Origin of the sequence: Bacillus sp. Marseille-P3661 (genome assembly GCF_900240995.1) — a bacterium.
In the GTDB taxonomy this organism is placed as follows: Bacteria; Bacillota; Bacilli; order Bacillales; family Bacillaceae_J; genus OESV01.
This window is the reverse complement of sequence record NZ_LT965957.1, coordinates 113,737-136,663: the sequence shown is the minus strand read 5'-3', so window position 1 is coordinate 136,663 and position 22,927 is coordinate 113,737. Positions and strand designations below refer to the sequence as shown.

Below are 22,927 nucleotides of genomic sequence, written 5' to 3'. Positions count from 1 at the left end.
TGAAGTCTTTTCAAGGGGTTGAGACAAAATGAAGAATTCAAAAATATATGATGTGATCATTGCTGGTGCTGGCCCTGCTGGGATGACAGCAGCCGTCTACACATCGCGAGCCAATATGGAAACGTTAATGATCGAGAAAGGAATTCCTGGCGGCCAAATGGCGAATACAGAGGATATTGAAAATTACCCTGGGTATGAGTCAATTGTAGGTCCAGAACTTTCAGAAAAAATGTTCGAACACTCAAAAAAGTTCGGTGCAGAATATTTACGCGGTACTATCGATAAAGTGAAAGATGGGTATCCATATAAGTCTGTGATTGTCGACGGAGTTGAATATTTAACAAAATCTATCATCATCGCAACAGGTGCCGAGCATCGTAAATTAGGAGTCACAGGTGAGGAAGAACTTTCAGGCGTTGGGGTATCGTATTGTGCAGTATGTGACGGCGCTTTTTTTGAAGATCTTGAGCTTGTCGTTGTAGGTGGTGGTGATTCAGCCGTTGAGGAAGCGATCTTTTTAACAAGATTTGCATCCAAGGTTACAATTATCCATCGTCGTGATAAGCTCCGTGCCCAACCACTTATTCAAAAACGGGCATTTGAAAATGAGAAAATTGAATTTATCTGGAATCATACAGTGGAAGAAATTCTCGGCGATGGAATGGTTTCTGGGGTACGCATAAAAGAGACGAACTCTGGTAATGAATCAACAGTTTCATGTAACGGTGTCTTTATATATGTTGGTATGGATCCAATTAGTGATTGTGTGAAAGACTTAGGAATTACAAATGATAACGGCTACATTGAAGTTGATGAAAAAATGCGAACAGCTGTAAGCGGTATTTTTTCCGCAGGCGATGTAAATGAAAAAATGCTGCGCCAAATTATTACAGCAACAGGTGATGGAAGTATTGCAGCCATTTCCGCACAAATGTATGTAGAGGATCTTGAAGAAAAACTAAAAGAAACGAAAATGGAGGTATAGAATGAATACTCCTGTTATAAAAGGTGCATCCTTTGTGATTACCCATACGCCAAGCTTTGTCAGATATGGATCAAAGCCTATGCGAGAAGTGGAAAAGGATGATCAATTACTTGATAAGATTTTAGCCAATTTACGTAGTTTTGATGATGCAGTTGCATATCCTCCTAATCAAGTATTTATTGGTAACATGCGTCCGGAGTTATTAAAAGAGTATGAAAGACCATGGACTGATAAAAAAGTTGCAGAAGCAAAGCGCTTTAGTTCGATGGGTGAAGTCATGCCTGAAGTAGAATTCTACGGCTTTTTAAAAATCGCTGATCAGTATGATTTACTTTTTTTAGACGATAGATTCGTACAAGAAGAAGTAGTCGTTAGCTTAAAAAATCATCCATTAATCAATCCTGACGACTTGGCTAAACTAGAGAAAAGTTCGAATATGGAGGAAATTAACCAGAAAATCGAACAAGGTGCACTTCCTTTATATATTGAAAAAGATAGACTAATTGGCTGCATTGTGGATGGTCATAATGAAGATCATTTCTTGAATGCGCACATTTTATTAGAGAATTTAAGTAATAAAGCATCAGGCATAGTGGCGATGAGACGTGTATTAAACTCATTTGATGTTTCTCCTGATCAAATAGATTATGTGATAGGCTGTGATGAAGAAGCGGTAGGTGACCGCTATCAGCGTGGCGGCGGTAACATGGCAAAATCGATTGCTGCACATGCTGGCTGTGTAAATGCATCTGGTTCAGACGTAAAAGCATTTTGTTGTGCACCTGCACATGCTGTAAATATAGCTGCCAGCTTAGTTCAAGCCGGTCTATACGAAAATGTTTTAATCATTGGTGGTGGCTGTTTAGCAAAGCTAGGCATGAAATATGCTGGTAACCTTTCAAAAGGAATGCCGATCACAGAAGATCAATTGGGGGCTATTGCTATACTAGTTGGTACCGACGACGGTAAGAGCCCTAAAATTCGCTTAGATGCAGCAGGAAAGCATAATATCTCTGCAGGGTCGTCTGCTCAAGCAATCTATGAAGCTTTGATTGTGAATCCATTGAAGAAAGTAAATAAAGGCATTCTAGATATAGATAAATACGCTGTAGAATTGCATAACCCTGATGTAACTGAGCCAAATGGCAATGGAAATGTTCCAAAAGGAAATTATCGCACGATCGCTGCTATGGCAGTATTTAATGGTGAGATGGATCGGGCGGACATGAATACATTCGAAGATAAGTACGGAATGTTAGGGTTTTCGCCAACTCAGGGCCATATTGCATCTGCTATTCCATTTTTAGGCCATGCCAGAGATATGATTATGAATGGTGAAATTAGAAACGCGATGTTTGTTGGTAAAGGAAGTCTATTCTTAGGGAAAATGACAACACTTTCTGATGGAATGTCGTTTTTAATAGAAAAAAATGATAGGGAGGCATAATAAATGATTGAAGTAAATAAAGAAAATTTCGAATCTGAGGTATTACAATCCGAACAACCGGTAATTGTTGATTTTTGGGGCCCGAAATGTCAGCCATGTTTAAATTTAATGCCTGATGTTGAAGAGCTAGCTGAAAAACATACGCAAGTAAAGTTTGTAAAAGTGAACAGCGCTGAAAATCGACGAGTATGTATTAATAACAAAGTAATGGGATTACCAGCGTTTCTTTTATTTAAAAATGGCGAAGAAGTAAAAAGAATATCTGGTGGACAACTAACAAAAGAGGATATTGAAAACTTAGTAAGTGAAAGTCTATAAAAATAATATTTATATAGAAAATAAATAATAGTTTGAAAGGATGATTTGTAATGGAATTGAAAGGTAAAAAAGTATTTGTATTAGGTGAAAGAGATGGCGTACCAGCAGAAGCAATTGCAGAATGTGTAAAAGCAGCAGAAGCGGAAATTGTTTATACAGCAACAGAGTGCTTTGTCTGAACTGCCGCTGGCGCAATGGACCAGGTGGTCCAAGAACAATTAAAAATTGCAGCTGAAAAGTATGGCAATGAAAATGTAATCGTAATCCTAGGTTCTCCAGACGAGGATAGTGCAGATATTTATGCTGAAACTGTAACAGCAGGTGACCCTACGTATGCAGGTCCATTAGCAGGAGTAGCATTAAATTTGGGTGTATATCACATATTAGAAGATCAGATTAAGGCTGCTATTCCAGAGGATGTATACCAAGAGCAAGTAGGATTAATGGAATTATCTTTGGATAAAGATGGTATTTGCAAGATTATGAGTGAGGCAAGAGAAAAGTATATTAACTCATAATTGCTGTTGATCAATAGAAAGTCCTTCATAATCGAAGGACTTTTTATTGGAATGTTGACGGTGTATCCGTGGTGAAATATTTGAAAAAAATCTAAAAAAATGTACAAGCTGTTTACTATAGCGCAATTATCGGCTTGTACAAAATTTCCAATCTGCTATCATTATACTGATAATTTACAAAGTAAAGAATAGTTAAACAACAGTTGTATTGTTGTTATTGCTATTAAACTTGTAAACGCTTAAGTTTGCTTGATCAAAAAAGGAGAGTGACAATATGGCAGGAAATCGTGCAGTTGTATATCAAGGTGCAGGTAAAGTAACAATTGAGGATATCGCTTATCCGGATTTAATTTTAAGAGACGGTCCAGGGGTAAACCCGTTAAATGTTGGACGTAAATGTGATCATGGTGTTATTTTAAAAGTTGTTACAACAAACATATGTGGCAGTGACCAACATATGGTTCGCGGAAGAACAACTGCACCAAGCGGCTTAGTACTAGGACACGAAATTACAGGTGAAGTTATTGAAGTTGGCCGTGATGTAGAGTTTATTAAAAAAGGTGACTTAGTTTCTGTACCATTTAATATTGCGTGTGGCCGTTGCCGTAGTTGTAAAGAACAAAATACACATATTTGTGAAAACGTAAATCCTGATCGTCCTGGTTCAGCCTATGGTTATGTGGATATGGGCGGATGGGTTGGCGGCCAATCCGAGTATGTGATGGTTCCTTATGCAGACTTCCAGTTATTGAAATTCCCTGATAAAGAGCAAGCGATGGAAAAAATTATGGATTTAACGATGCTTTCTGATATTTTCCCAACAGGCTATCATGGTGCCGTTAGTGCGGGCGTTAAGCCAGGCTCAACTGTATATATTGCGGGTGCAGGTCCAGTTGGCCTAGCAGCAGCACATTCAGCACAATTGTTAGGAGCGGCTGTGGTAATCGTTGGTGATTTAAATAGTGAACGCTTGGCACAAGCTAGGAGCTTTGGATGTGAAACAGTTAACCTGCGTGAGCATTCAAACTTAGGTGAGCAAATAGAGCAAATTTTAGGTGTGCCTGAAGTGGATTGTGCCGTTGACTGCGTAGGTTTTGAAGCAAGCGCACATGGCGCAAATGCTGGCGAGGCGCCTGCAACTGTACTGAATTCGATTATGGATATTACACGTGCTGGTGGACGCCTTGGAATTCCTGGCCTTTATGTAACAGGAGACCCAGGCGCAGTTGATGAAGATGCAAAAATCGGTACATTAAAAGTACGTCTTGGTTTAGGTTGGGCTAAGGCTCATACATTTGTAACAGGCCAAACACCTGTTATGAAGTATCATCGTGACTTAATGCAGGCGATTTTAAGCGGTCGTGCGCAAATTGCGAAAGCTGTAAATGCTACACGTATCACGCTTGATCAAGCGCCAGCAGCATATGCTGAATTCGACCAAGGAGCATCGAAAAAGTTTGTTATTGATCCACATGGTAGTGTGAGAATTTAATAGAGTTTAAAAGTCTCTCTTTGTAAATAGCATTGGGAGGCTTTTTTGGCTTCAAATTAAGAATGTGTAGGGAGTATAGTGTGGAGCGTAAGTCAAAGAAGGTAATGCAATCATCGAGGTTGAAAATTGAAGATCATCCAAAAAAAGTAACGCTAGGGCGTTCTAGCGTTACCAAAATGCAAGATAGTTATTGCAAAAGCTTAAGCTAATATCAAACTTCATATACCATTACCTTTATTTTACACTTTGAACAGCTTGTTCACTTACTTGATAAGGGTCATACATTTTCATATGAATGACAATAGCAGCTATTATAAGAAAGACAAATAAAGAAAAGTAAAGAACGAGATCGCCGCCAATATTATGTAATATTGCCCCTACTAATGGTCCGACAGCGGCTCCTGTAAAACGTACAAAATTATAAACCCCAATTGAAGTGCCTTTTTCACCTTGAAATAAATTAATCAAAACCGTTGTTTGCGCAGGTAAACTAATTCCTAAAATGATTCCATATGACAACAAAAAGATTACAAGAATAGGTAAAGATAAGATTTTTACTAACATGCAAACCCAGAATCCAAACACAAATATACCAATAAGGTAGGATGATGAAATAAGTATACTTTTACGAGTATACCTTTGTTGAAGCTTGCTACCCGATATTGAACCTATAACTAGTCCCGCAGTTAAGGGTAGAAAAAATAAACCCTTGGATTCGACTGGTATTTGATATAATGAATCTAGCAATGACGGTAAAAAGACTAAATATATATAATATCCGTAAAATTGAATAAAGCCTAGTAACATAATCGAAAATGCAGCTTCATTGAAGATTATTTTCTTAAATGTATGGTATGTAATTCTTTGAGGAACCTTGTCTTTAGGCAATGTTTCATGCAAAATCATTCGGTTGTACACTAAAACAAGTATAGCAGCTATTGTTAATACGATAAAGGACCATTGCCAGTGGTAGTACCCAGAAATAAAACTTCCAACTACAGGACCTAGAACAGGGCCTAGGAACACCATTGTTTGGTAGATACTCATTGCACGGCCCCGGTCTTGAGGAGAGTATATATCGCCAATAACGGCTGCAGCAACAACTGAACCTGTGCTAATTCCAATTGCCTGAATAGCTCTTCCAATTAAAAAGATATAGTAATTTGTAGTAACTAAACATAGAATCGAACCAGCTGCGAAGAGAATAAGTCCTGGAATTAATACTGTTTTCCGTCCGCGGGTATCAGCTAATGGCCCGGACACAAATTGGCTAGTAGCTAAAATAAAAGTGAATATAGAAATAGTTAAGTTAATGAGAAAAGTATTTACTCCAAAGTAAGCCTCGATTTCTAGCAAATTTGGGGTATAAATGGTTTGAGTAAATGGTGCTAAAAATGCTGCTATCGAAACCCCGAACAGTATTTTTTTGTTTTTAGACATTTCTAAAAAGACCTCCTTATTACGTCCATGAAATAGATTAGAATTAAGTTGTTGGTACAATCTTAAAACTTATTTTAAAAAAGAAAAAGCAAGTAGCTATTGATAAAATAATAACTACTTGTTATCTATCAACCTCAAATTATATTTAAAAAGTACCCCGGAAACCAATTTTAGCAGAAATTTGCTTTGCTGCATCTAAAATGAGCGCAGTAAACTCTTCTAGTTTATCATCTACTTGAATTTGCGGACCGACAATACCAATAGTGGCTTCAATTTCTCCGCCCATTCCAAACACAGGTGCTCCAATTCCAGTAACTCCTAAATTTGTTTCATTAGATGAGATATAAAATTTATCGTTTTTTATTTGGTTTAGTCGTTCTCGGATCTTGTTAATATCTGTTATTGTATTAGGCGTATATCGTGGGATAGGAATCTTTAAGATTCGCTCTATTTCTTCCTCTGGCTGAAAAGCAAGTAAAACAGGACCCATCGCTCCAAAGTTGTATGGTCGTCGCTGCCCAACTGTTGTTGAGACTTTTAACCCCTGATAGTTTTCTTTTTTGTAAATATGTAATAATTCATCTCCTTCCTTAATGGCCATGAGTATGGTTTGGTTTGTTTTCAGATGTAAATCAATAAGAATTTCTTCAGCTTCTTTTCGTATATCAAGAACTGAGGATAAAAGTACACCAAACTCCATTAATCTGAGCCCGGGTTTATATGTAGCCGAAGATTCATCAAATTGTACCAATCCTCGACGTTCCAAAGTACATAAAATTCGATAGACGGTAGAGTTTGGTATTTTAGTTTTCTTTACAATTCTATCGATTGATAGCGATGGGTCTTCAATTGAAAATGCTTGTAAAATATCAATAGCGCGATCAATAGAACGAATGGAACCGATGTTAACGTCCCGCATAAACATGTCTCCTTTTTAAGTTATTTTAACAATCGTTGATAGTTTATAACAAATTATACAAACAAATTTCGAGAATAGCTACTACCAAAGCTGAACATTTTTTATTTTCTGAAAAATATAAACAGTTATAATATTGACTTAATTATTAAAATTTGATAATGTCTATTTAGAAATTCAAAAAAGAGTTCACCAACTCACTCTGTGAGTAGGTGATGCTAGAGCTATAAGATTAACTAGTTTTCCTGCTGGCTAACACTTAATGAAAGCGCATTCTTTATGGGGGGGTGAGAAAGTCAAGGTAGTACATAAGTCTCTTCAAAAGACAACAAACTTTAACACTACTAAACATTATTTATTGGAAAAAACATAGATTTAGCCATTAGTGGTGAAAATCTTTGTTTCTATAAAATTTTATTTAAAAGGGGAGTTATGAATGGTAAGAAGATTATCAATTTTTTTGATGGTATTATTTTTAATTGTACTTGTGTCAGCTTGTAGTTCAAGTGATAATGCAGCTACAGAGAGTAAGGCGTCGGAGGAACAGACAAGTAATGAAGCTGGTGCACCAAATGAAGAAAAAAAGGCTAAGCAAGATAGAATCAACATAGCAACAAACCCTGTAGGGTCAGCGTTCAATGCCCTTGGTAATGGTTTAGTTAGTGTGATTAGCACGAACTCAGATGTACAAGCATCTGTTCAACCACATGCTGGCGTTAATGCATTTGCACCATTAGTAGGAAAAGGCGACGTTAGTATTGGTGTTGGAAATGGTCCAGAGTTTGTTTGGGCATTTAGAGGTGAAAATGATTTCAAAGAACCATTAAAAGACCTTCGCTTAGTTGTTAGAGGGAATTATATTTCAGCCAGTGGAGCAGTAGTTCGTCAGGATTCTGGAATTAAAACAGTTGCGGAATTAAAGGGTAAAAAAGTAACATCAGACTTTCCAGGTTCTTATATCGGTAAGGCAATTATGGAAGCGACTTTAGTTGCGAATGGTGTTACATGGGATGATGTAACTAAAGTTCCTACGCCAACGATTACAGCAGGAATCGAATCACTACAAGATAACCGTGTTGAAGCAGCTTTCGCTTTAGTACCTTCTTCACCGGTTATTCAGGAAGCACATAATGCTGTCGGCTTACATGCTTTACATTTCCTAGATAATTATTCACCAGATCAAATTAACGAGGTACCAAAAAGGTAATCGCGAGCGGGTGGATGGTTATCCCTCCATTTGCAGCACTTATTTATTTCTTGTTCATTAAAGGTTCAACACCTCAAGCTTCAGGTCTTTATGCATCACTAGTTGCCATTATCTTTTTATGCTTTCAAAAAGAAATACTTAAAAAATTCTTTAAACTTATACCTGCGTTATTTGTTGATACAGGCAAAATGATGCTTGAAATTGGTTTGGTTTTAGGAGCAGCAGGAATTGTTGTAGGTGTAACTGGTATTACAGGCTTAGGTTTTAATATTGGTTTTATTTTATCAACATTAGCAGAAAGTGGTTTATTAATCTTATTAATAATGAGCGCAATTTTCTCAGTCATCTTAGGCATGGGAATGCCATCTGTTGCTGCATATGCCTTGGTTGCAGTTTTAGTTGCACCGACTCTTGTTGAACTAGGTGTAACACCATTAGCTGCACATTTATTTGTATATTTCTTTGCGATTGTATCTAATTTCACGCCACCTGTTGCGATGTCATGTTTTGCAGCAGCACCGATTGCCCAGGCAAATCCACATAAAATTGGATTTAAAGCAATGCAGCTAGGTTTAGTTGCTTATATTGTACCGTTTTTATTTGTATATGCACCAGAATTACTGCTAAGTTCTGAAAGTGCTGCATCATGGCAGTCAACAGCTCTTACGATCGTGACAGCTTTAATTGCTTGTTATCTACTTTCAATGGCGGTTGAAGGCTTTTTATTCCAACGCTTGAATGCTTTTAAGAGAATAGTAGCTGTAGTTTTAGCCTTTTGTTTATTCTTACCATATTCAGTTTGGGAATATAGCTGGATTGTTAATAATGCCGCTCTATTAGGAACTGTCTTATTTATTTTTAGTGAATGGCAGTTTTATAGAAAAGCAAAAGCTACAGCTTTAACAGCATAATTCATAGCATAGAATTGGGGTGTTCATTCAATGAAAGTCAACTTATTTATTGATAATAAAGAAGTAAAATCTGACCTTTATCAGGAAGTAAAAGATCCGGGACGTTTGGATGTTGTAGTAGGCGAGGTTGCTCAAGGAACGGTGGATCATGTTAATCAAGCAGTCCAAGCTGCACAAAAAGCGTTTAGATCATGGAAAAAATCAACAGTTGAAAAAAGAATTGCTCTTCTAAACCAAGCTGCTGACATGTTGGAAAAAGAAAGCAACAGCCTTGCTAAAATTGTTTCAAGCGAAAACGGTATGCTGCTTAATACAACAAAAGGTGAAATGGTCATTGCAGCTGCTGCTCTTCGCAATATAGCTGGGTTTGCTGAACCCTTTTTTCAACCTAAACAAATTGAGGATGGCAATAGCTGGGTAAGTGTGGAAAGAAAGCCATTAGGTGTGATTGCAGCAATTGTACCATGGAATGCACCGATGGTCTTAACGATGCAAAAGTTAGCGCCAGCGTTGGTTTGTGGAAATACAATCGTCTTTAAGCCGTCTCCCTTTGCGCCGATGGGAGTCTCGGTAGCACTTCAAAAAATTGCGACATTATTTCCGCCAGGAGTTATTAATGTAATCCATGGGGATGGTCGTGTGGGTGCAGCTTTAACGACACATCCTTTAGTGAGAAAGATCTCATTTACTGGTGGTGGGCCAACTGCAAAGCATGTTATGAAAGCAGCAGCTGATTCGTTAAAAGCGGTTCAGTTTGAATTAGGGGGTAATGATCCAGCGATTCTTTTAGATGATGTCGATGTTGACGAAGTTGTTCCCCAACTTGTATCTGGTGTATTTCGCCGTTCAGGCCAATATTGCTTTGCGGTAAAAAGAATTTATATTCCAAAAAATTTATATAATGAAGTTTATGAAAAAATGGTCATTCTAACATCACAATTCAAAATCGGCCATCAGTTAAATGAAGAGACGACGTTTGGTCCTTTAAACAATAAACAGCAATATGAATTTATAAAAGGAATGATCGAAAGGCTCAAGGAAAGTGGCGTTACCGTAACTGAACTCGGAGAAAAAGTAGAGCCTGAAAATTGGAATAATGGCTATTATCTACATCCGATAATTGTAAGAGATCTTCCGGCCGATCATGAACTCGTAACATCAGAACAATTTGGTCCCATTATTCCGTTAGTTCCATATGAAACAGAAGAAGATGTGATTGAAATGGCAAACAATACGGAGTATGGACTTGGTTCATCAGTTTGGTCGAAAGATTTTGAACGGGCACTAAAGATCAGTAGAGAATTAGAAGTAGGGTTGACGTTCATAAATGGTGTTGGTCAATCTCCGCTTGGTAGTAAACATATGCCGTTTGGTGGCGTAAAACAAAGTGGCATCGGTAGAGAAAACTCTGAAGCTGTTTTAGAAGAATATACAAGCTATCATGCTATTAATTATCACAAAAGATAGAAGTGAGGGGATTTTATTGGATAAACCAATAACTACATATAATACGGGCGACGATTTGCTGCAGGCTCTCCAGGAAGTAGGTGTATCTTATTTATTCTGTAATCTGGGTAGTGATCACCCATCGATTATAGAGGCTTTAGCTAGAGCGAAAGCAGATAATAACCCACTGCCGGAAGCCATTATTTGTCCTCACGAATATGTAGCGCTAAGCGCTGCTCAAGGCTATTTTTTAGCAAGCGGTGAGATGCAGGGTGTATTTGTTCATACGGATGTTGGAACACAAAATCTTGGCGGCAGCCTTCACAATGTAGCGAGGTCGAGAATTCCTGTTTTTATTTTTTCAGGTGAAACACCTTCAACTATGTATGGAGAACTTCCTGGAAGTAGAAACGCACATATAAATTATTTGCAAAATGTATATGACCAAAGAGGTATCGTACGTTCCTATGTTAAATGGGAATATGATATTAGAACTGGAAAAAATGTAAAAGATCTAGTCTACCGCGCCAATCAGCTCGCAAACAGTGAGCCAAAGGGTCCTGTTTATTTAACCGGAACGAGAGAAGTATTAGCAGAAGAGGTCCAACCATCTCAAGATCATTCAAAAAATTGGCAGCCGTTTGAAAAAGGCTCATTGTCATTGATGAATGTTCAGGAAATTGTCGATGCTCTTGCAGAAGCTACCAATCCATTAATTATAACTTCATATCTTGGCAGAAATGAAGAAAGTGTGGAATTGTTGATTCAGCTTTGTGAAAAGTTAACTATACCAGTTATTGAGCCAAGTGCAGCTTACATGAATTTCCCAAGCACACATCCGTTACATCAAGGCTTTCAAGCAGGAAAGTTACTATCAAAAGCAGATGTTATTTTGGTTATTGATTCAGACGCACCTTGGTTGCCTGGTCAAAGTCAGTTAAATGAACAAGCTAAAGTTTTTGTAATCGATGTAGATCCAATTAAACAAGATATTCCTTTATGGAATATACCGGCACAAAAATTTTATGAAGTGGATTCCTATCAATCATTGGTGCTAATGAATGACTATGCAAAAACTATTGATTTAAATAAAACCGTTCATATTGATAGAAGAAATACTTTAGAACAATTAAAAAAACAGCAACAAGAAGGGAAGACGAGCATTACTTGTCCAGAAGATGGAGTGATTACGTCAGAGTGGTTAGCATTTTGTCTTAATGAAGCAATTGATAATGAGACGATCGTGTTAAACGAGGCGCTTACAAACTCGGCGACTGTAACACAGCATTTAGAACGAGAAATACCTGGAACGTTGTTTGTAAATGGCGGTACATCTTTAGGCTGGAGCGGCGGAGGTGCCATTGGTGCTAAGCTAGCACAGCCTGATAAAACAGTCGTGAATTTAATCGGTGATGGTTCCTATTTATTTAGTGTTCCGTCAACTGTTTATTGGATGGCACGCAGATACAATGCTCCTATTTTAACAGTCATTTTTAATAATCAAGGTTGGAACGCAACGAAGCAAAATGCCTTAAAAATCTATCCGGATGGTATTGCAAACCGTGATGACCGTTTTTGGGTGAATTTCGAGCAACCTGCTGATTTATCCAAAATTGCCGAGGCAGCCGGTGGTGCATGTGCGATTCAAGTTTCAGATCCTAAATTGTTACTGGATGCACTGCAAAAAGGATTGGCTGCTGTTCGATCAGGTCAATCAGCCGTTATCGATGTAAAGCTTTCACCAATATCAAACCAAAAGGATTAAGTGAATCATAGACTTTAAATCTAAGAGTTTTTATAGAAGTGGCTAAATAGAGAGGAGAGAGTCAGTTTGGCTAAAAATTTAAAAGGTTATTTAGAAGAGTTAAGAGCAAGCGGATCATCTGAATTAGTTGAAGTGAACCGTAGTGTAGTCCCTCACCGTTTTGAGGTGACAGCATTGCTTGAGCAAATGGATCAAGAAGGAGATCCAAGAATCCCCTGGTTTCAAGATGTTGTTAACAATCATGATCAAAAAACGAATATGACGGTTGTGTCTAATATATTTGGAACAAGAGAGCGAATCGGACAACAACTTGGTGGAGATGCAACGAAAGGCGGAATGGCTGTAAGCCTAGAGTTTGCCAAACGGGAGCAAGAGAAAATTAAGCCTGTAATAGTTTCAGAAAATGAGGCACCTGTTAAATTTGATATTAAAACGGGAACTGACATTGATATAAAAGAACTACCGATCGTTAGACATTATGAAATGGATTTAAGTCCGGTTTTAACGATGATGCTTGTTATGAAGGATCCTGATGAAGGCTTTTATGATGTTTCATTTACAAAGGTTTTCCCAAAAGGACCTAATAAAGCCGGTGTTTCTATCCATTCACCACATCTCGGCAGAATACTTCAAAAATATGAAGATCGTGGGCTAGCAGCGCCGGTTGTAAGTATTATTGGTCACCATCCAGCGTTTACGTTAGGTGCAGCAGCTCGCGTTCCATTTGGAAATGACGACTATGCAACAATTGGAGCTTTTCTGCAAGAGCCAGTTCGTCTTGTTCCAAGTGAAACGTGGGGCCATGATTTCTTAGTACCGGCAGATGCTGAAATTTTAATCGAGGGTGTCATCGAACCAGGTGCAAAAACAGTTGTCGATCCATTCGGAGAAGTAACTCGGGATTATCAGCCGCAATGTATTCGCCAGTTAATGAATATTACGGCAATTACTAAAAAAGAAAATGCAGTACTTCAAACTGTCTTTTCCGGTCATGCAGAGCATTGGTTGTTAGGTGGTATTCCAAAAGAAGGCGGCATTTATAATATGCTGCAAAAACAATTTGGAAATATCGTTGGTGTAAAAATGCCATTTTCCGGATGCTGCCGCTTAGAATGTCATATTTCAATTAAGAAAAGAACAGAAGATGAACCATTTAATATCGCAATGGCGGCAATTGGATTTGATTCGATGCTGCAATATATTACAGTTGTAGATCATGATATTGATCCATTCAATGAGTTGGATGTACGCTGGGCTGCATTAAATTATGTAAATCCTGATCGAGATATTCAAAAGGTTCGTGGACGAAATACGTTTTATAATGAAGGTGCTGGTTGGAAGGTCATTACAGATGCAACGAAACAAACGGCGCATCCATCGCCAACACGTTTCAGAGTTCCACCAGAGGTTATGGAACGTGTTAAACTCAAAGATTATATTGGTTCAAATAGTACTGTTACAACTAAGTAATTATGAGAATATGAAGGGAGCAATAAAAATGGGAGCAGGCGGTTATTTAAGCAATAAGATATTATGGGTTGATTGTGTAAAATGTTCTGGCAGTTTTTATGCTGAATATGAAATGCTACATTCTGATTTGGATCTAATTTGTCCTTATTGTGAAACGGAATTCAAAGCGGAAGATGGCGTACAAAAAAAGCTAGAAAATCAGAAGTAGATTTCTATATTTTGATTAAGAGAAGAGGTCCAGTGCCTCTTTTCTTTATTATAGGTATATAGAAGTAAAAAGGCGTTTTAAAGGCTTTGGTGGATCACTTGGCCGTGTGCAGTAACGGTGTTTTTTGGGAGTGGAGAATATTTTTCCGCAATCGATCTATTATTCTTTTAAAAAGGCCACGAGTGAAGGGTTTACCGGGCGGTGAATTCACTATATAATTAAAGTCAATAAATAGTTTGCTAGAATTATTCAAACAGAGGAACATATGTCCGTAAAATGCTTTAAAACATCCACTTGACACAAATAACGGTCTTATGTCCAGGTATCCAATAAAGTTGAACAACTGAGTGCTTTATCAAGCTTATGTTTTAAATTAAAGGAGGGTATATGATGAAGAAAAGAATCATAGTAGGAATCTCAGGTGCATCTGGAGCAATATTTGGAATTAGAATGTTAGAAGCCCTTCGCACATATGATGTGGAAACCCATTTAGTTATGACGAAATGGGCAGAAACAACGATTGGTTTAGAAACTGATTATAGTGTCGAACAAGTAAAGGAATTAGCATCGGTTGTTCATGGGTCAATGAACCAAGCTGCTTCGATTTCTAGTGGGTCGTTTCGTGTAGACGGCATGGTAGTCGCGCCGTGTAGTATGAAAACGCTTGCGACAATTCGCGCTGGAATGTCAGAAGGCCTTTTAGGCAGAGCTGCAGATGTAATCCTAAAAGAAAGAAAAAAGCTTGTGCTGTTAACTCGTGAATCACCTTTGAATGACATTCATTTAGAAAACATGTTAGCGTTATCAAGAATGGGAGTTACGATTTTTCCTCCTGTGCCAGCGTTTTATAATCATCCTAAATCTATTGATGATATTGTTGACCATATTGTGGCGAGAACACTTGATCAATTTGATATCGATAATTCATTAACGACAAGATGGAAAGATAAAAAGCCGGTTTAGACACAAAAAACCTCTCCTAGTAAGAGAGGTTTATTTATTATATAACAATGCCTGTGCTATTCCGATAAAGTACTCTGATTCACGAATAATATGATCTAAAACCACTTTGGCGGTTGGGTTCGCGCTTACCGCTTGACTTTGGTTTTTGATTTGGCGGCATAATTCTATGAAATCTAAACTTTGCTGCAGCCAAAATGAAACTAATTGTAAAACTTGGTGCTGCAAAGCATGGGGAATATAATAGCCAGATCTTACAACGGTTTGAATATACTGTAATACTTGCTGGCGTGTAGCGCTCAGTGCTTTTTCCCATTCTTTTAGTGCGCTTACATATTCAGTCTCTAGATTACTGACAAGTTCTCTTATTACCACAGTATGTTCTTCTTCTTGATGTTTCCAAAATTCTGCTTCATCTAAAATACGTAATGGCATATGCTGTCCATAATAATACTGCATGCGAGATCCCCCTCCTAAATCTTTATCTTTATCAATATATGGGACAATTTTTTACATATGCAAAAGCGTGTTAAGAATTAATCGTCCGCAAGTCAGCAAATAAATAATTAAAATATTCACGAAAAATATACAGATTTAACAAAGGAAAAGTGATAGGTTAAAGGTATAAGAAGTATAGGAGGAGATACAAATGGGTAAATCGGTTCTCTCTTCTGGACGCAACAGTCTACCTACTTATCTTAAAAAAGCAAAGCCGGAACATCAGGGAGACAAGCATTTTGATGTATTTCGGTTGTTAGGTCCTGATCGAACTGGGAAGATTCCTTTCTTGATGACAGTAATAGGCGTACATGGTCTCATACATCTAATGGGCTTTGTTCATGCATATCACATATTTGAGGTCGAATCATTTAGGCAAACTATCACAAAACCTGTAGGGTTTCTTTGGATGTTTACATCATTGATCTTTTTTGCAGTTGTTTATTTAATTGCAACAAATAAAGGTCGGTGGTGGATACCAGCTTTCATTGCAATTTTGATTTCTCAAATACTCATCTTTCTTTCATGGCAAGATGCAAAATTCGGCACCCTCCTCAACCTCATGATTTTAGCTCCCATTATAATCGAAATGGCTACCCTGAATTTTAGTAAGAATACCAATAAAGAAATAGAACTAGTCCGATTTCGACCGTTCAAAAATGAAAATACGATAGTTTCGGAACAAATGATTGGTTCATTGCCACTAATCGTCCAAAAATGGTTAAACAATATTGGAATGGTTGGTAATAAATCTATTCAGCATGTGTATCTCAAGCAACGAGGATTAATTAAGTTAAAACCTGAACAAAAAAATTGGTACAATGCAGTAGCGCAACAATATGTATCATTAGATCGTCCTGCTTTTCTTTGGAAGGTGAACATGCCGATAAGACCTTATTTAAGTGTTTTCGGTAGAGATCTTTTTATCAATGGAAAGGCTGAGATTAAGGTAAAACTAGCTGCGTTAGTTACGGCTGCTAAAAAAGAAAATAATGATAAAATCAATGAATCATCCTTACAAAGATTTTTGCTAGAAATGCCATGGTATCCATCTTTAGCGGCACATCCAAATGTTACATGGAAAATAAAGGATGAGCTTTCAGCAACTGCTACATTGAGTTATCAAGGTATTACAGGTTCGGCCACTTTCTATTTTGATAAAAGTGGGGATCTATTAAAATGCAGTGCACTAAGATACAAGGATTGCGAAAAGGATGCGCAACGGCTTGAATGTATTGGAGAAGTAAAAGCGACTGCTGTTATTAATGAAATAAAAATACCGACTGAAATCGATATTTCGTGGATGTTAGGAGAAGAGAAATTTACATGGTATAAACTCAAAATAGAGGAAGTGGTATTTAGTTAATACCAATTCCATTACGTATAGCATAATAGTAAAAATCGTACCATATGAGGTACGGTTTTTACTATTTATATGTAAATCTGTGTTGTCCCATAACAAATAACATTAATTGTAACCAGAAATTGATGTTATTCTAACAAAAATAATTAGGTCTATGGTAATATGTTTTATGTTGCTTATGTGTTTAGTTTTCTAAAAATCTCGTATTATTGATAGAACAATGGAAAATGCAACAATTGATTAAGGAGTTATAGAAATGAAGTATACAGGAAGAATAATATGCCTTTCATTATATATTATTTTCTCAGCGATTTTTAAAGTAAATGTATATTTAACGCTAGGATATTTGCCACTGATGGAATGGATTCTATCGGCAATCTTTGCTTTCCCAATATGGTGGATTGGGTTATATATAGATAAGGCAAGATATTACGCACAGGAAATGAAGAAAAAAGACGAAGAAATACTCGAGCTATTTGAAAGTGTGGATGCTGTTATCTATTCCTATGACCTGCGTTCCAACAACCTGTTGATGTCTGCAAAAGTCAAAGATTTATATGGGTATTCTCCAGACGAATTTAATAAAAATATTAATTTATGGAGAGAAATTGCTTATCCTGAAGATATTAAGATTGTAAATAAAATAAATGAGGAATTAATAAAAGGAAATCCGGCAATAGGGGAGTACCGAATTCAACTGAAAAATGGAGAACTTAAGTGGATTCAAAAACGTATAAAACCTATCCTAGATTCCGTTGGAAATATAATAAAAGTTAATGGAATTGACATTGATATTGATCAACGTAAAAAGGTTGAAGAATTACTTAGTTATAGTCAAGAACAAAATCGCAAACTTTTAGAAAAACGGTTAGAAGAAACTGAACAGCGGTTTAAGTCTTTGTTTGTGCATAATTCAGACGCCATCTTTACATTTAATTTAGACGGGAAATTAGTAGATGCAAATCAAGCTGCAGAAAAATTAAGTGGTTATACAGTTGAAAATCTTATCAAGATGGAATGGGATTCTTTAATACTGCCTAAAGATATAAACATGCACAGGGAGTATTTTAAAAATGTTTTTAGTAGTGTAGATGAAGGAAAACATCAAGAATTTACTGTATCAATGATCCATAAAGATGGTAGCAATAGATTGGTTAGTATAAAAATGGTCCCAATTATTACTGATAATCAACTAATTGGAATCTATGAAATTGTAAAAGATATCACTGAATCTAAATTAGCAGAGGAAATGATAAGAAGATCTGATAAACTATCAGCCGTAGGGCAATTAGCTGCAGGAGTGGCACATGAAATTCGTAATCCCTTAACAACTCTAAAAGGTTTTATTCAACTTTTTAAAGGAGATCTCGATAGTAAATATGTTGATATTATGTTAGCTGAGTTAGATCGTATTAACCTGATTGTTAGTGAATTTCTTATTCTTTCAAAGCCGCAAGCAATAAAATATGGCTTTAAAGATGTAAATCAGATATTACAAAATATTATCGCATTACTTGAATCCCAAGCAATTATAAATAATATACAGTTTCATTTGGAAATGGATAAAAATATACCACACATAAAGTGTGAAGAAAATCAATTAAAGCAAGTATTTATTAATCTCTTAAAAAATGCGATTGAAGCGATGCCAAATGGTGGGAAAATAACTGTAAAAGTTCAAATAATTAATGTAGGCATAGTAAAAATAGTTATTATTGATGAAGGGGTAGGGATAGCTGAAGAGCAAATTCCTAAACTAGGGGAACCTTTTTTCACTACTAAAGAAGATGGTACCGGACTAGGTTTAATGGTTAGCTTTAGAATTATAGAAAGTCATGGCGGTACAATGAATATGTCGAGTCAGCTTAATAAAGGTACAACTATTGAAATTAGTTTACCTATTAATGGTCCGGAAGAATAGAGCTTGGAAAGGTATAAGAATAGGGGAAGTCTGGAGTTTCCTTGGTGTTTTGGCGTAAGTAGGATCTACAAATAAGGCATTTTATGTCCGCTTATTAAATGGCACCTAATATTAGCTGGCCGCATAACACTTTGCGCCTCCTATTTAGCGGACATATAATCCTCTATTCGCCAAAATATGGGCAGTTTCAGGAGTTTACCGGACAAGGAATCCTTTATTTAGGCAAATGGCTACTATAAATGAGGGATTTGTTGAAAATAACGGATCATATGTCCGGTGACACTTTGTAAACGCCGTTTTGGAGGAAATAAGGAATTCAATGTCCGCTAACAACTATGGCACTTAGATTAGCGGACATATAATCCTCTATTCGCCAAAAAATGGGCGGTTTCAGGAGTTTACCGGACAAGGAATCCCCTATTTAACCAAATGCCCTCTATATTTGAGTAATTTAATCGAAATAACGAATCAAATGTCCGGCAAAACTATCGAAACGGCGGATTTGGAGGAAATAAGGAATTCAATGTCCGCTAACAACTATGACGTTAAAATTAGCGGGCATATAATCCTCTATTCGCCAAAGAACAGAAGAAAGTGGAGAAAACCAAATCGGTTTTCTCCACTTTTTATCAGACGGTGCCTTTTTCTATCTTGTATGTGATAAATCCTCTCGTTTAATACCTTGGTCATTCATAGCGGCCTGAAGAACTTTATAGCCATCTAAGCCTTTTCCTTCAGCACGTACCCATTCATTAAGACCTTCCATTTCCATCATTTCTTTAATATCAGGTTGGTTAGGGTCCATTGCAAATAATAAAGCTGTAAATTGTTGTGCAAGATTATCATCAAAATCAGGGAGAACAGTAAAATTACAATGCGAATAGCCAGGTGAAGTCCAAATGCACTGAATTTCACTATTACCGACAAGACCTTGTTCAAGCATGCGAATCCAAGAGTTTTCGCCAATTGCACCAGCATCTGCAACACCCGTTTGTAATGCACGTAATACCTCGTATTCACTTGTACCTGTATCACCATGTTTTCCAACATCAAGATTAAAGCGGATAAGTTCCACGTCGTTCTCGGGATTAATCCCATTTGTTTTTAAGAAATGGTAGGGAAGAATGGCAGCCTGAGCAGAGTCTGCACTTCCTAATGCAAATCTTTTACCCTTTAAATCTTCTAATGATTGAATACCCTTATCGACTCGGGCGATAAATCTTGTTGTAAAATCAATATCCGTATCGCGCATACCTAATACTTTTGCCTTTCCTTCAACTGCTTGTTGCACTTTTAAATAAGCAACATTTGTATTCCATGCAATATCAACGAATCCTCCTAGCAAAGCCTCAACTTGCGCTTCATAATTTGAAAATAAAACATAATCGATAGGGAAATCATTCTTTTGATAGTAATCACGAATAATATCCCAAATCGGGATAACCTTTGGATCATAGGCTACAGCACCTATACGTAGATTTCTTTTTGTAGTCATCTATACTCCTCCTTAAAATAGGGGAATGCCAGCAACTGACTTCCCAATCCATTCTTTTAATATTTCAACAGTCGGTGCCATTACAGATCCTGCACGTGCATCTCGTAAATAACGCTCAACTGGAAGTGCCTTACTATAGCCTTTGCCGCCGCAAACCTGCATCGCTTTATTCGTTACAAGATTAGCATTTTCACAAGCTACTATTTTAGCCTGCATTACAGAAAGCATGGCTGTTTCCTCGCCAGCATCAGCTTTCTTTGCTGCATCATGAACAAAAGTAGAGGCTGTTTCAACATGACCAAACATCTCAGCTAGATAATATTGGATGGCAGTAATATCAGCTAAGCTTTGGCCACTAGCATACTTTCGATTCGTTGCATGATTTAAAGCAGCTTTATATGCGCCACGCGCTAAACCAGTAGTAGCCCCAGAGGAACCTAGCACAAATGAAGGAGCAACTGCGCTAAAAATCAACCCAAATCCATCGCCTTCTTTTCCAACAATATGTGTTATTGGAACCTTAACACCTGATAATTCGCATTCGATACTGTTGTTTCCGCGTAATCCAATGCCTTCCCAAGACCCATCGAAACGGACACCAGCTGACTTACTATCGACAACAACCATATCTAAGCCAAGTTCTTCACTTGAAGCATTTGTGATGACAATGAGAAAGTCTGTTTCGTCGCCGTTGGTCACAAAGCTTTTTCTACCATTAAGTAGAAGGTGCTCTCCGTGGAAAGATGCAGTAATTTCAGGTTTGTAAAAATGTGCACCAGTGCCCGTTTCACTAAAGGCTAATGTACCAATCTTTTCACCTTTTGCAATCGCTTTTAAGTAATCTTTCAATTCTTCAGTTGTTGGATTGGATGCAATTACATAGGTTGCACATGAATGCATTAAATAACACATAGCAGTAGAGCCGCAGCTTTCTCCAATTACTTCAACAACAGCTACCAAGTCATGAAGATTACCGCCAAAGCCACCATATTCTTTTGGTACCAACAATCCAAGTAACCCATTTTTTCTAAATGCTGCAAAAGCTTCTTTAGGAAATCTATTTTCCTCGTCAATCGTTGCAGCAAGTGGTGCGATTACATCAATTGCTACTTGTTTTACAAGTTCTAGTGGTGATTGATTTAATTGAACAGTCATTTTATCTCTCCTTTGTAAATGAAACCAATAAAGTGGTTGCTTTCCATGCCATTCTAGTAAAATTATCCCTATAATATAAGGACGCATCACAATGGACACTTACATAAAATTAGGTGTATGTGATGTCGAAATTTTTTGAGCGCTTTCTAGGTCAATGCCAATTTGCAGCATTCTTTGAATACGATGCTCATACATAACATCCTTAAGTTTTTTTACACATTCAAACCCTTTTTTTAATTGCTTAGGAGATCGCCCGCCACCGCCTAGAATGGCCAATGCTTCCATTAAATGAGTATTTTCTTGCGTACCAGCACCTTCTAGGTATTGGTTGCGTTCTTCTGCCGCTTCTATTAAAAATTTCACCATATGTGGGTTGTTTTTTAAGATATGACGTACATGTCCTATACCATATGATACATGCCGACCTTCATCAATTTTGGCTAAATTAACAATCTTTTTTGTGACAGGGTCCGGTGCGTATTCTTCAATATAATTTAATAAATCTAAGAAAGTACCCTCACCAAGCACATGAAGTAAAAACGACGATTTAAAATAATCTTCTTGAATGAATAAGCTATGTAAAGATCGTTCAGTCAAACTTGATGAATATTGGAGCCCACCTCCGTTAGCAACAGCACGCTTCATGAAGGCTTCGATATGTCTAGCTTCATCATTAACAAGCGTTGATAAATACATCATGACTTCAATATAGTGGGGGTTAATTTTTGCCATTGACTTTGCGGGGATATACAATGCTGAATATTCATTTTCCGCTAAAAAAGTCATGATTTGGCATACCGCCCACTCTAATTCTTCAGGAAGCTCTGGAAGTTGATCCCATTGGATATCAGTTGTGGCATTCCATTGACTTTCCTTTGCTTGCTCATATAAATCTAGTAAATTATCAGCCCAAACCTCGTCTTTTCGATTTAAGGTAAAACCAAAATCAGGAACGCCGGGTTCTTGGACAGCTCCTCGTGGCACAAATCCAATGTAGGAAGGTGCTTCATCAAGCAAGTTTCCAATTCTACCTTCAAACCAATCACGAATATCTAAGTATGAACCTTTTCGAGTTGGGATTTTAATACCCCAATCAGGTTGATCTAATTCATTTTTATTTCCTTTTCTAATCAAGTACCGATAATGGTCACCTGCGTCCATGGCATTTAGAAAAGAATTGCCACGGATGCGACACCAGCCGATTAAATCATCTTTTGCATGCGGAAAGATGCTCTTAACCTCAAGCACTTCGCCATTTGCTAAACGATCTAATGCATTTTTTAATAACAAAAAAAATTCAGTGCCGACCGGAATATCACCTAAGTCTAACTCTTGAGTTGGTGTAATACCCAGTAAATGGGTGGTATGATCCATTAATACGCCCCCTTATATAAAAAAATATAATATAAAGT

Annotated in this window: 20 protein-coding genes; 14 read left to right on the top strand and 6 right to left on the bottom strand. The window is 37.3% G+C overall.

Annotated features, from left to right (window positions below; translation table 11 throughout):
- Window positions 1–28 precede the first annotated feature (28 nt).
- The 5 genes from trxB to fdhA all read left to right on the top strand — a co-directional run bounded on the left by trxB (window position 29) and on the right by fdhA (window position 4,760).
- Window positions 29–985: a thioredoxin-disulfide reductase gene (gene trxB / locus C1724_RS21705; RefSeq protein WP_102348882.1), complete on the top strand. Its 957-nt coding sequence runs from the start codon at window positions 29–31 to the stop codon at window positions 983–985.
- Window position 986: 1 nt separating this feature from the next.
- On the top strand, window positions 987–2,432 hold the full coding sequence (gene grdC / locus C1724_RS21700) for a glycine/sarcosine/betaine reductase complex component C subunit beta (protein WP_102348881.1): 1,446 nt from the start codon (window positions 987–989) through the stop codon (window positions 2,430–2,432).
- A 3-nt stretch (window positions 2,433–2,435) separates the two neighbouring features.
- Window positions 2,436–2,750 carry a thioredoxin family protein gene (locus C1724_RS21695; protein ID WP_102348880.1) on the top strand — a complete coding sequence of 105 codons (315 nt, stop codon included), beginning with the start codon at window positions 2,436–2,438 and terminating at the stop codon, window positions 2,748–2,750.
- 50 nt (window positions 2,751–2,800) lie between these two features.
- Window positions 2,801–3,268, top strand: a complete 468-nt coding sequence (grdA, locus tag C1724_RS21690) for a glycine/sarcosine/betaine reductase complex selenoprotein A (RefSeq protein WP_102348879.1) — start codon at window positions 2,801–2,803, stop codon at window positions 3,266–3,268.
- A gap of 274 nt (window positions 3,269–3,542) precedes the next feature.
- Window positions 3,543–4,760 carry a formaldehyde dehydrogenase, glutathione-independent gene (fdhA, locus tag C1724_RS21685; RefSeq protein ID WP_102348878.1) on the top strand — a complete coding sequence of 406 codons (1,218 nt, stop codon included), beginning with the start codon at window positions 3,543–3,545 and terminating at the stop codon, window positions 4,758–4,760.
- Window positions 4,761–4,994: 234 nt separating this feature from the next.
- Here the strand turns inward: fdhA and C1724_RS21680 are convergent, their stop codons facing one another.
- Together C1724_RS21680 and C1724_RS21675 are read right to left on the bottom strand one after the other, a co-directional pair.
- Window positions 4,995–6,200 (bottom strand): MFS transporter, encoded by a 1,206-nt coding sequence (locus tag C1724_RS21680; RefSeq protein ID WP_102348877.1) that lies wholly within the window; start codon window positions 6,198–6,200, stop codon window positions 4,995–4,997.
- Window positions 6,201–6,345: 145 nt separating this feature from the next.
- Window positions 6,346–7,119 (bottom strand): IclR family transcriptional regulator, encoded by a 774-nt coding sequence (locus tag C1724_RS21675; protein ID WP_180994406.1) that lies wholly within the window; start codon window positions 7,117–7,119, stop codon window positions 6,346–6,348.
- A gap of 433 nt (window positions 7,120–7,552) precedes the next feature.
- On the opposite strand from C1724_RS21675, the gene C1724_RS21670 reads away from it, so the two are divergent.
- From C1724_RS21670 to C1724_RS21640, 7 genes are all read left to right on the top strand, one after another.
- Entirely contained in the window at window positions 7,553–8,323 is a 771-nt protein-coding gene (locus C1724_RS21670; protein ID WP_102348875.1) for a TAXI family TRAP transporter solute-binding subunit, read from the top strand.
- A 14-nt stretch (window positions 8,324–8,337) separates the two neighbouring features.
- On the top strand, window positions 8,338–9,234 hold the full coding sequence (locus C1724_RS21665) for a TRAP transporter large permease subunit (protein ID WP_102348874.1): 897 nt from the start codon (window positions 8,338–8,340) through the stop codon (window positions 9,232–9,234).
- A 30-nt stretch (window positions 9,235–9,264) separates the two neighbouring features.
- On the top strand, window positions 9,265–10,701 hold the full coding sequence (locus tag C1724_RS21660) for an aldehyde dehydrogenase family protein (RefSeq protein ID WP_102348873.1): 1,437 nt from the start codon (window positions 9,265–9,267) through the stop codon (window positions 10,699–10,701).
- A 16-nt stretch (window positions 10,702–10,717) separates the two neighbouring features.
- Window positions 10,718–12,445 (top strand): thiamine pyrophosphate-requiring protein, encoded by a 1,728-nt coding sequence (locus C1724_RS21655; protein WP_258000493.1) that lies wholly within the window; start codon window positions 10,718–10,720, stop codon window positions 12,443–12,445.
- Window positions 12,446–12,511: 66 nt separating this feature from the next.
- Window positions 12,512–13,915, top strand: a complete 1,404-nt coding sequence (locus C1724_RS21650; protein ID WP_102348871.1) for a UbiD family decarboxylase — start codon at window positions 12,512–12,514, stop codon at window positions 13,913–13,915.
- Between the two features lie 28 nt (window positions 13,916–13,943).
- Entirely contained in the window at window positions 13,944–14,123 is a 180-nt protein-coding gene (locus C1724_RS21645; protein ID WP_102348870.1) for a hypothetical protein, read from the top strand.
- 390 nt (window positions 14,124–14,513) lie between these two features.
- Window positions 14,514–15,086: a UbiX family flavin prenyltransferase gene (locus C1724_RS21640; protein ID WP_102348869.1), complete on the top strand. Its 573-nt coding sequence runs from the start codon at window positions 14,514–14,516 to the stop codon at window positions 15,084–15,086.
- A gap of 30 nt (window positions 15,087–15,116) precedes the next feature.
- Here the strand turns inward: C1724_RS21640 and C1724_RS21635 are convergent, their stop codons facing one another.
- Window positions 15,117–15,542, bottom strand: a complete 426-nt coding sequence (locus C1724_RS21635) for a DUF2935 domain-containing protein (RefSeq protein ID WP_102348868.1) — start codon at window positions 15,540–15,542, stop codon at window positions 15,117–15,119.
- 190 nt (window positions 15,543–15,732) lie between these two features.
- Between C1724_RS21635 and C1724_RS21630 the strand changes: the two genes are divergently transcribed.
- Both C1724_RS21630 and C1724_RS21625 read left to right on the top strand, forming a co-directional pair.
- On the top strand, window positions 15,733–16,947 hold the full coding sequence (locus tag C1724_RS21630; RefSeq protein ID WP_102348867.1) for a DUF6920 family protein: 1,215 nt from the start codon (window positions 15,733–15,735) through the stop codon (window positions 16,945–16,947).
- Window positions 16,948–17,200: 253 nt separating this feature from the next.
- Window positions 17,201–18,865 (top strand): PAS domain-containing sensor histidine kinase, encoded by a 1,665-nt coding sequence (locus C1724_RS21625; RefSeq protein ID WP_102348866.1) that lies wholly within the window; start codon window positions 17,201–17,203, stop codon window positions 18,863–18,865.
- A gap of 646 nt (window positions 18,866–19,511) precedes the next feature.
- Here the strand turns inward: C1724_RS21625 and C1724_RS21620 are convergent.
- From C1724_RS21620 to C1724_RS21610, 3 genes are all read right to left on the bottom strand, one after another.
- On the bottom strand, window positions 19,512–20,360 hold the full coding sequence (locus C1724_RS21620; RefSeq protein ID WP_102348865.1) for a phosphate/phosphite/phosphonate ABC transporter substrate-binding protein: 849 nt from the start codon (window positions 20,358–20,360) through the stop codon (window positions 19,512–19,514).
- Window positions 20,361–20,372: 12 nt separating this feature from the next.
- On the bottom strand, window positions 20,373–21,515 hold the full coding sequence (locus C1724_RS21615) for an acyl-CoA dehydrogenase family protein (protein ID WP_180994405.1): 1,143 nt from the start codon (window positions 21,513–21,515) through the stop codon (window positions 20,373–20,375).
- A 99-nt stretch (window positions 21,516–21,614) separates the two neighbouring features.
- Window positions 21,615–22,889: a sulfurtransferase TusA family protein gene (locus C1724_RS21610; RefSeq protein WP_102348863.1), complete on the bottom strand. Its 1,275-nt coding sequence runs from the start codon at window positions 22,887–22,889 to the stop codon at window positions 21,615–21,617.
- Between the last annotated feature and the right edge of the window lie 38 nt (window positions 22,890–22,927).

Coding starts and splice junctions, on each gene's coding strand:
- C1724_RS21620 (WP_102348865.1), bottom strand. CDS start 20,360: ATGACTACAAAAAGAAATCTACGTATAGGTGCTGTAGCCTATGATCCA.
- trxB (WP_102348882.1), top strand. CDS start 29: ATGAAGAATTCAAAAATATATGATGTGATCATTGCTGGTGCTGGCCCT.
- C1724_RS21670 (WP_102348875.1), top strand. CDS start 7,553: ATGGTAAGAAGATTATCAATTTTTTTGATGGTATTATTTTTAATTGTA.
- C1724_RS21625 (WP_102348866.1), top strand. CDS start 17,201: ATGAAGTATACAGGAAGAATAATATGCCTTTCATTATATATTATTTTC.
- C1724_RS21665 (WP_102348874.1), top strand. CDS start 8,338: ATGGTTATCCCTCCATTTGCAGCACTTATTTATTTCTTGTTCATTAAA.
- grdC (WP_102348881.1), top strand. CDS start 987: ATGAATACTCCTGTTATAAAAGGTGCATCCTTTGTGATTACCCATACG.
- C1724_RS21675 (WP_180994406.1), bottom strand. CDS start 7,119: ATGCGGGACGTTAACATCGGTTCCATTCGTTCTATTGATCGCGCTATT.
- C1724_RS21635 (WP_102348868.1), bottom strand. CDS start 15,542: ATGCAGTATTATTATGGACAGCATATGCCATTACGTATTTTAGATGAA.
- C1724_RS21660 (WP_102348873.1), top strand. CDS start 9,265: ATGAAAGTCAACTTATTTATTGATAATAAAGAAGTAAAATCTGACCTT.
- C1724_RS21615 (WP_180994405.1), bottom strand. CDS start 21,515: ATGACTGTTCAATTAAATCAATCACCACTAGAACTTGTAAAACAAGTA.
- C1724_RS21695 (WP_102348880.1), top strand. CDS start 2,436: ATGATTGAAGTAAATAAAGAAAATTTCGAATCTGAGGTATTACAATCC.
- C1724_RS21680 (WP_102348877.1), bottom strand. CDS start 6,200: ATGTCTAAAAACAAAAAAATACTGTTCGGGGTTTCGATAGCAGCATTT.
- C1724_RS21640 (WP_102348869.1), top strand. CDS start 14,514: ATGAAGAAAAGAATCATAGTAGGAATCTCAGGTGCATCTGGAGCAATA.
- C1724_RS21630 (WP_102348867.1), top strand. CDS start 15,733: ATGGGTAAATCGGTTCTCTCTTCTGGACGCAACAGTCTACCTACTTAT.
- C1724_RS21645 (WP_102348870.1), top strand. CDS start 13,944: ATGGGAGCAGGCGGTTATTTAAGCAATAAGATATTATGGGTTGATTGT.
- C1724_RS21610 (WP_102348863.1), bottom strand. CDS start 22,889: ATGGATCATACCACCCATTTACTGGGTATTACACCAACTCAAGAGTTA.
- fdhA (WP_102348878.1), top strand. CDS start 3,543: ATGGCAGGAAATCGTGCAGTTGTATATCAAGGTGCAGGTAAAGTAACA.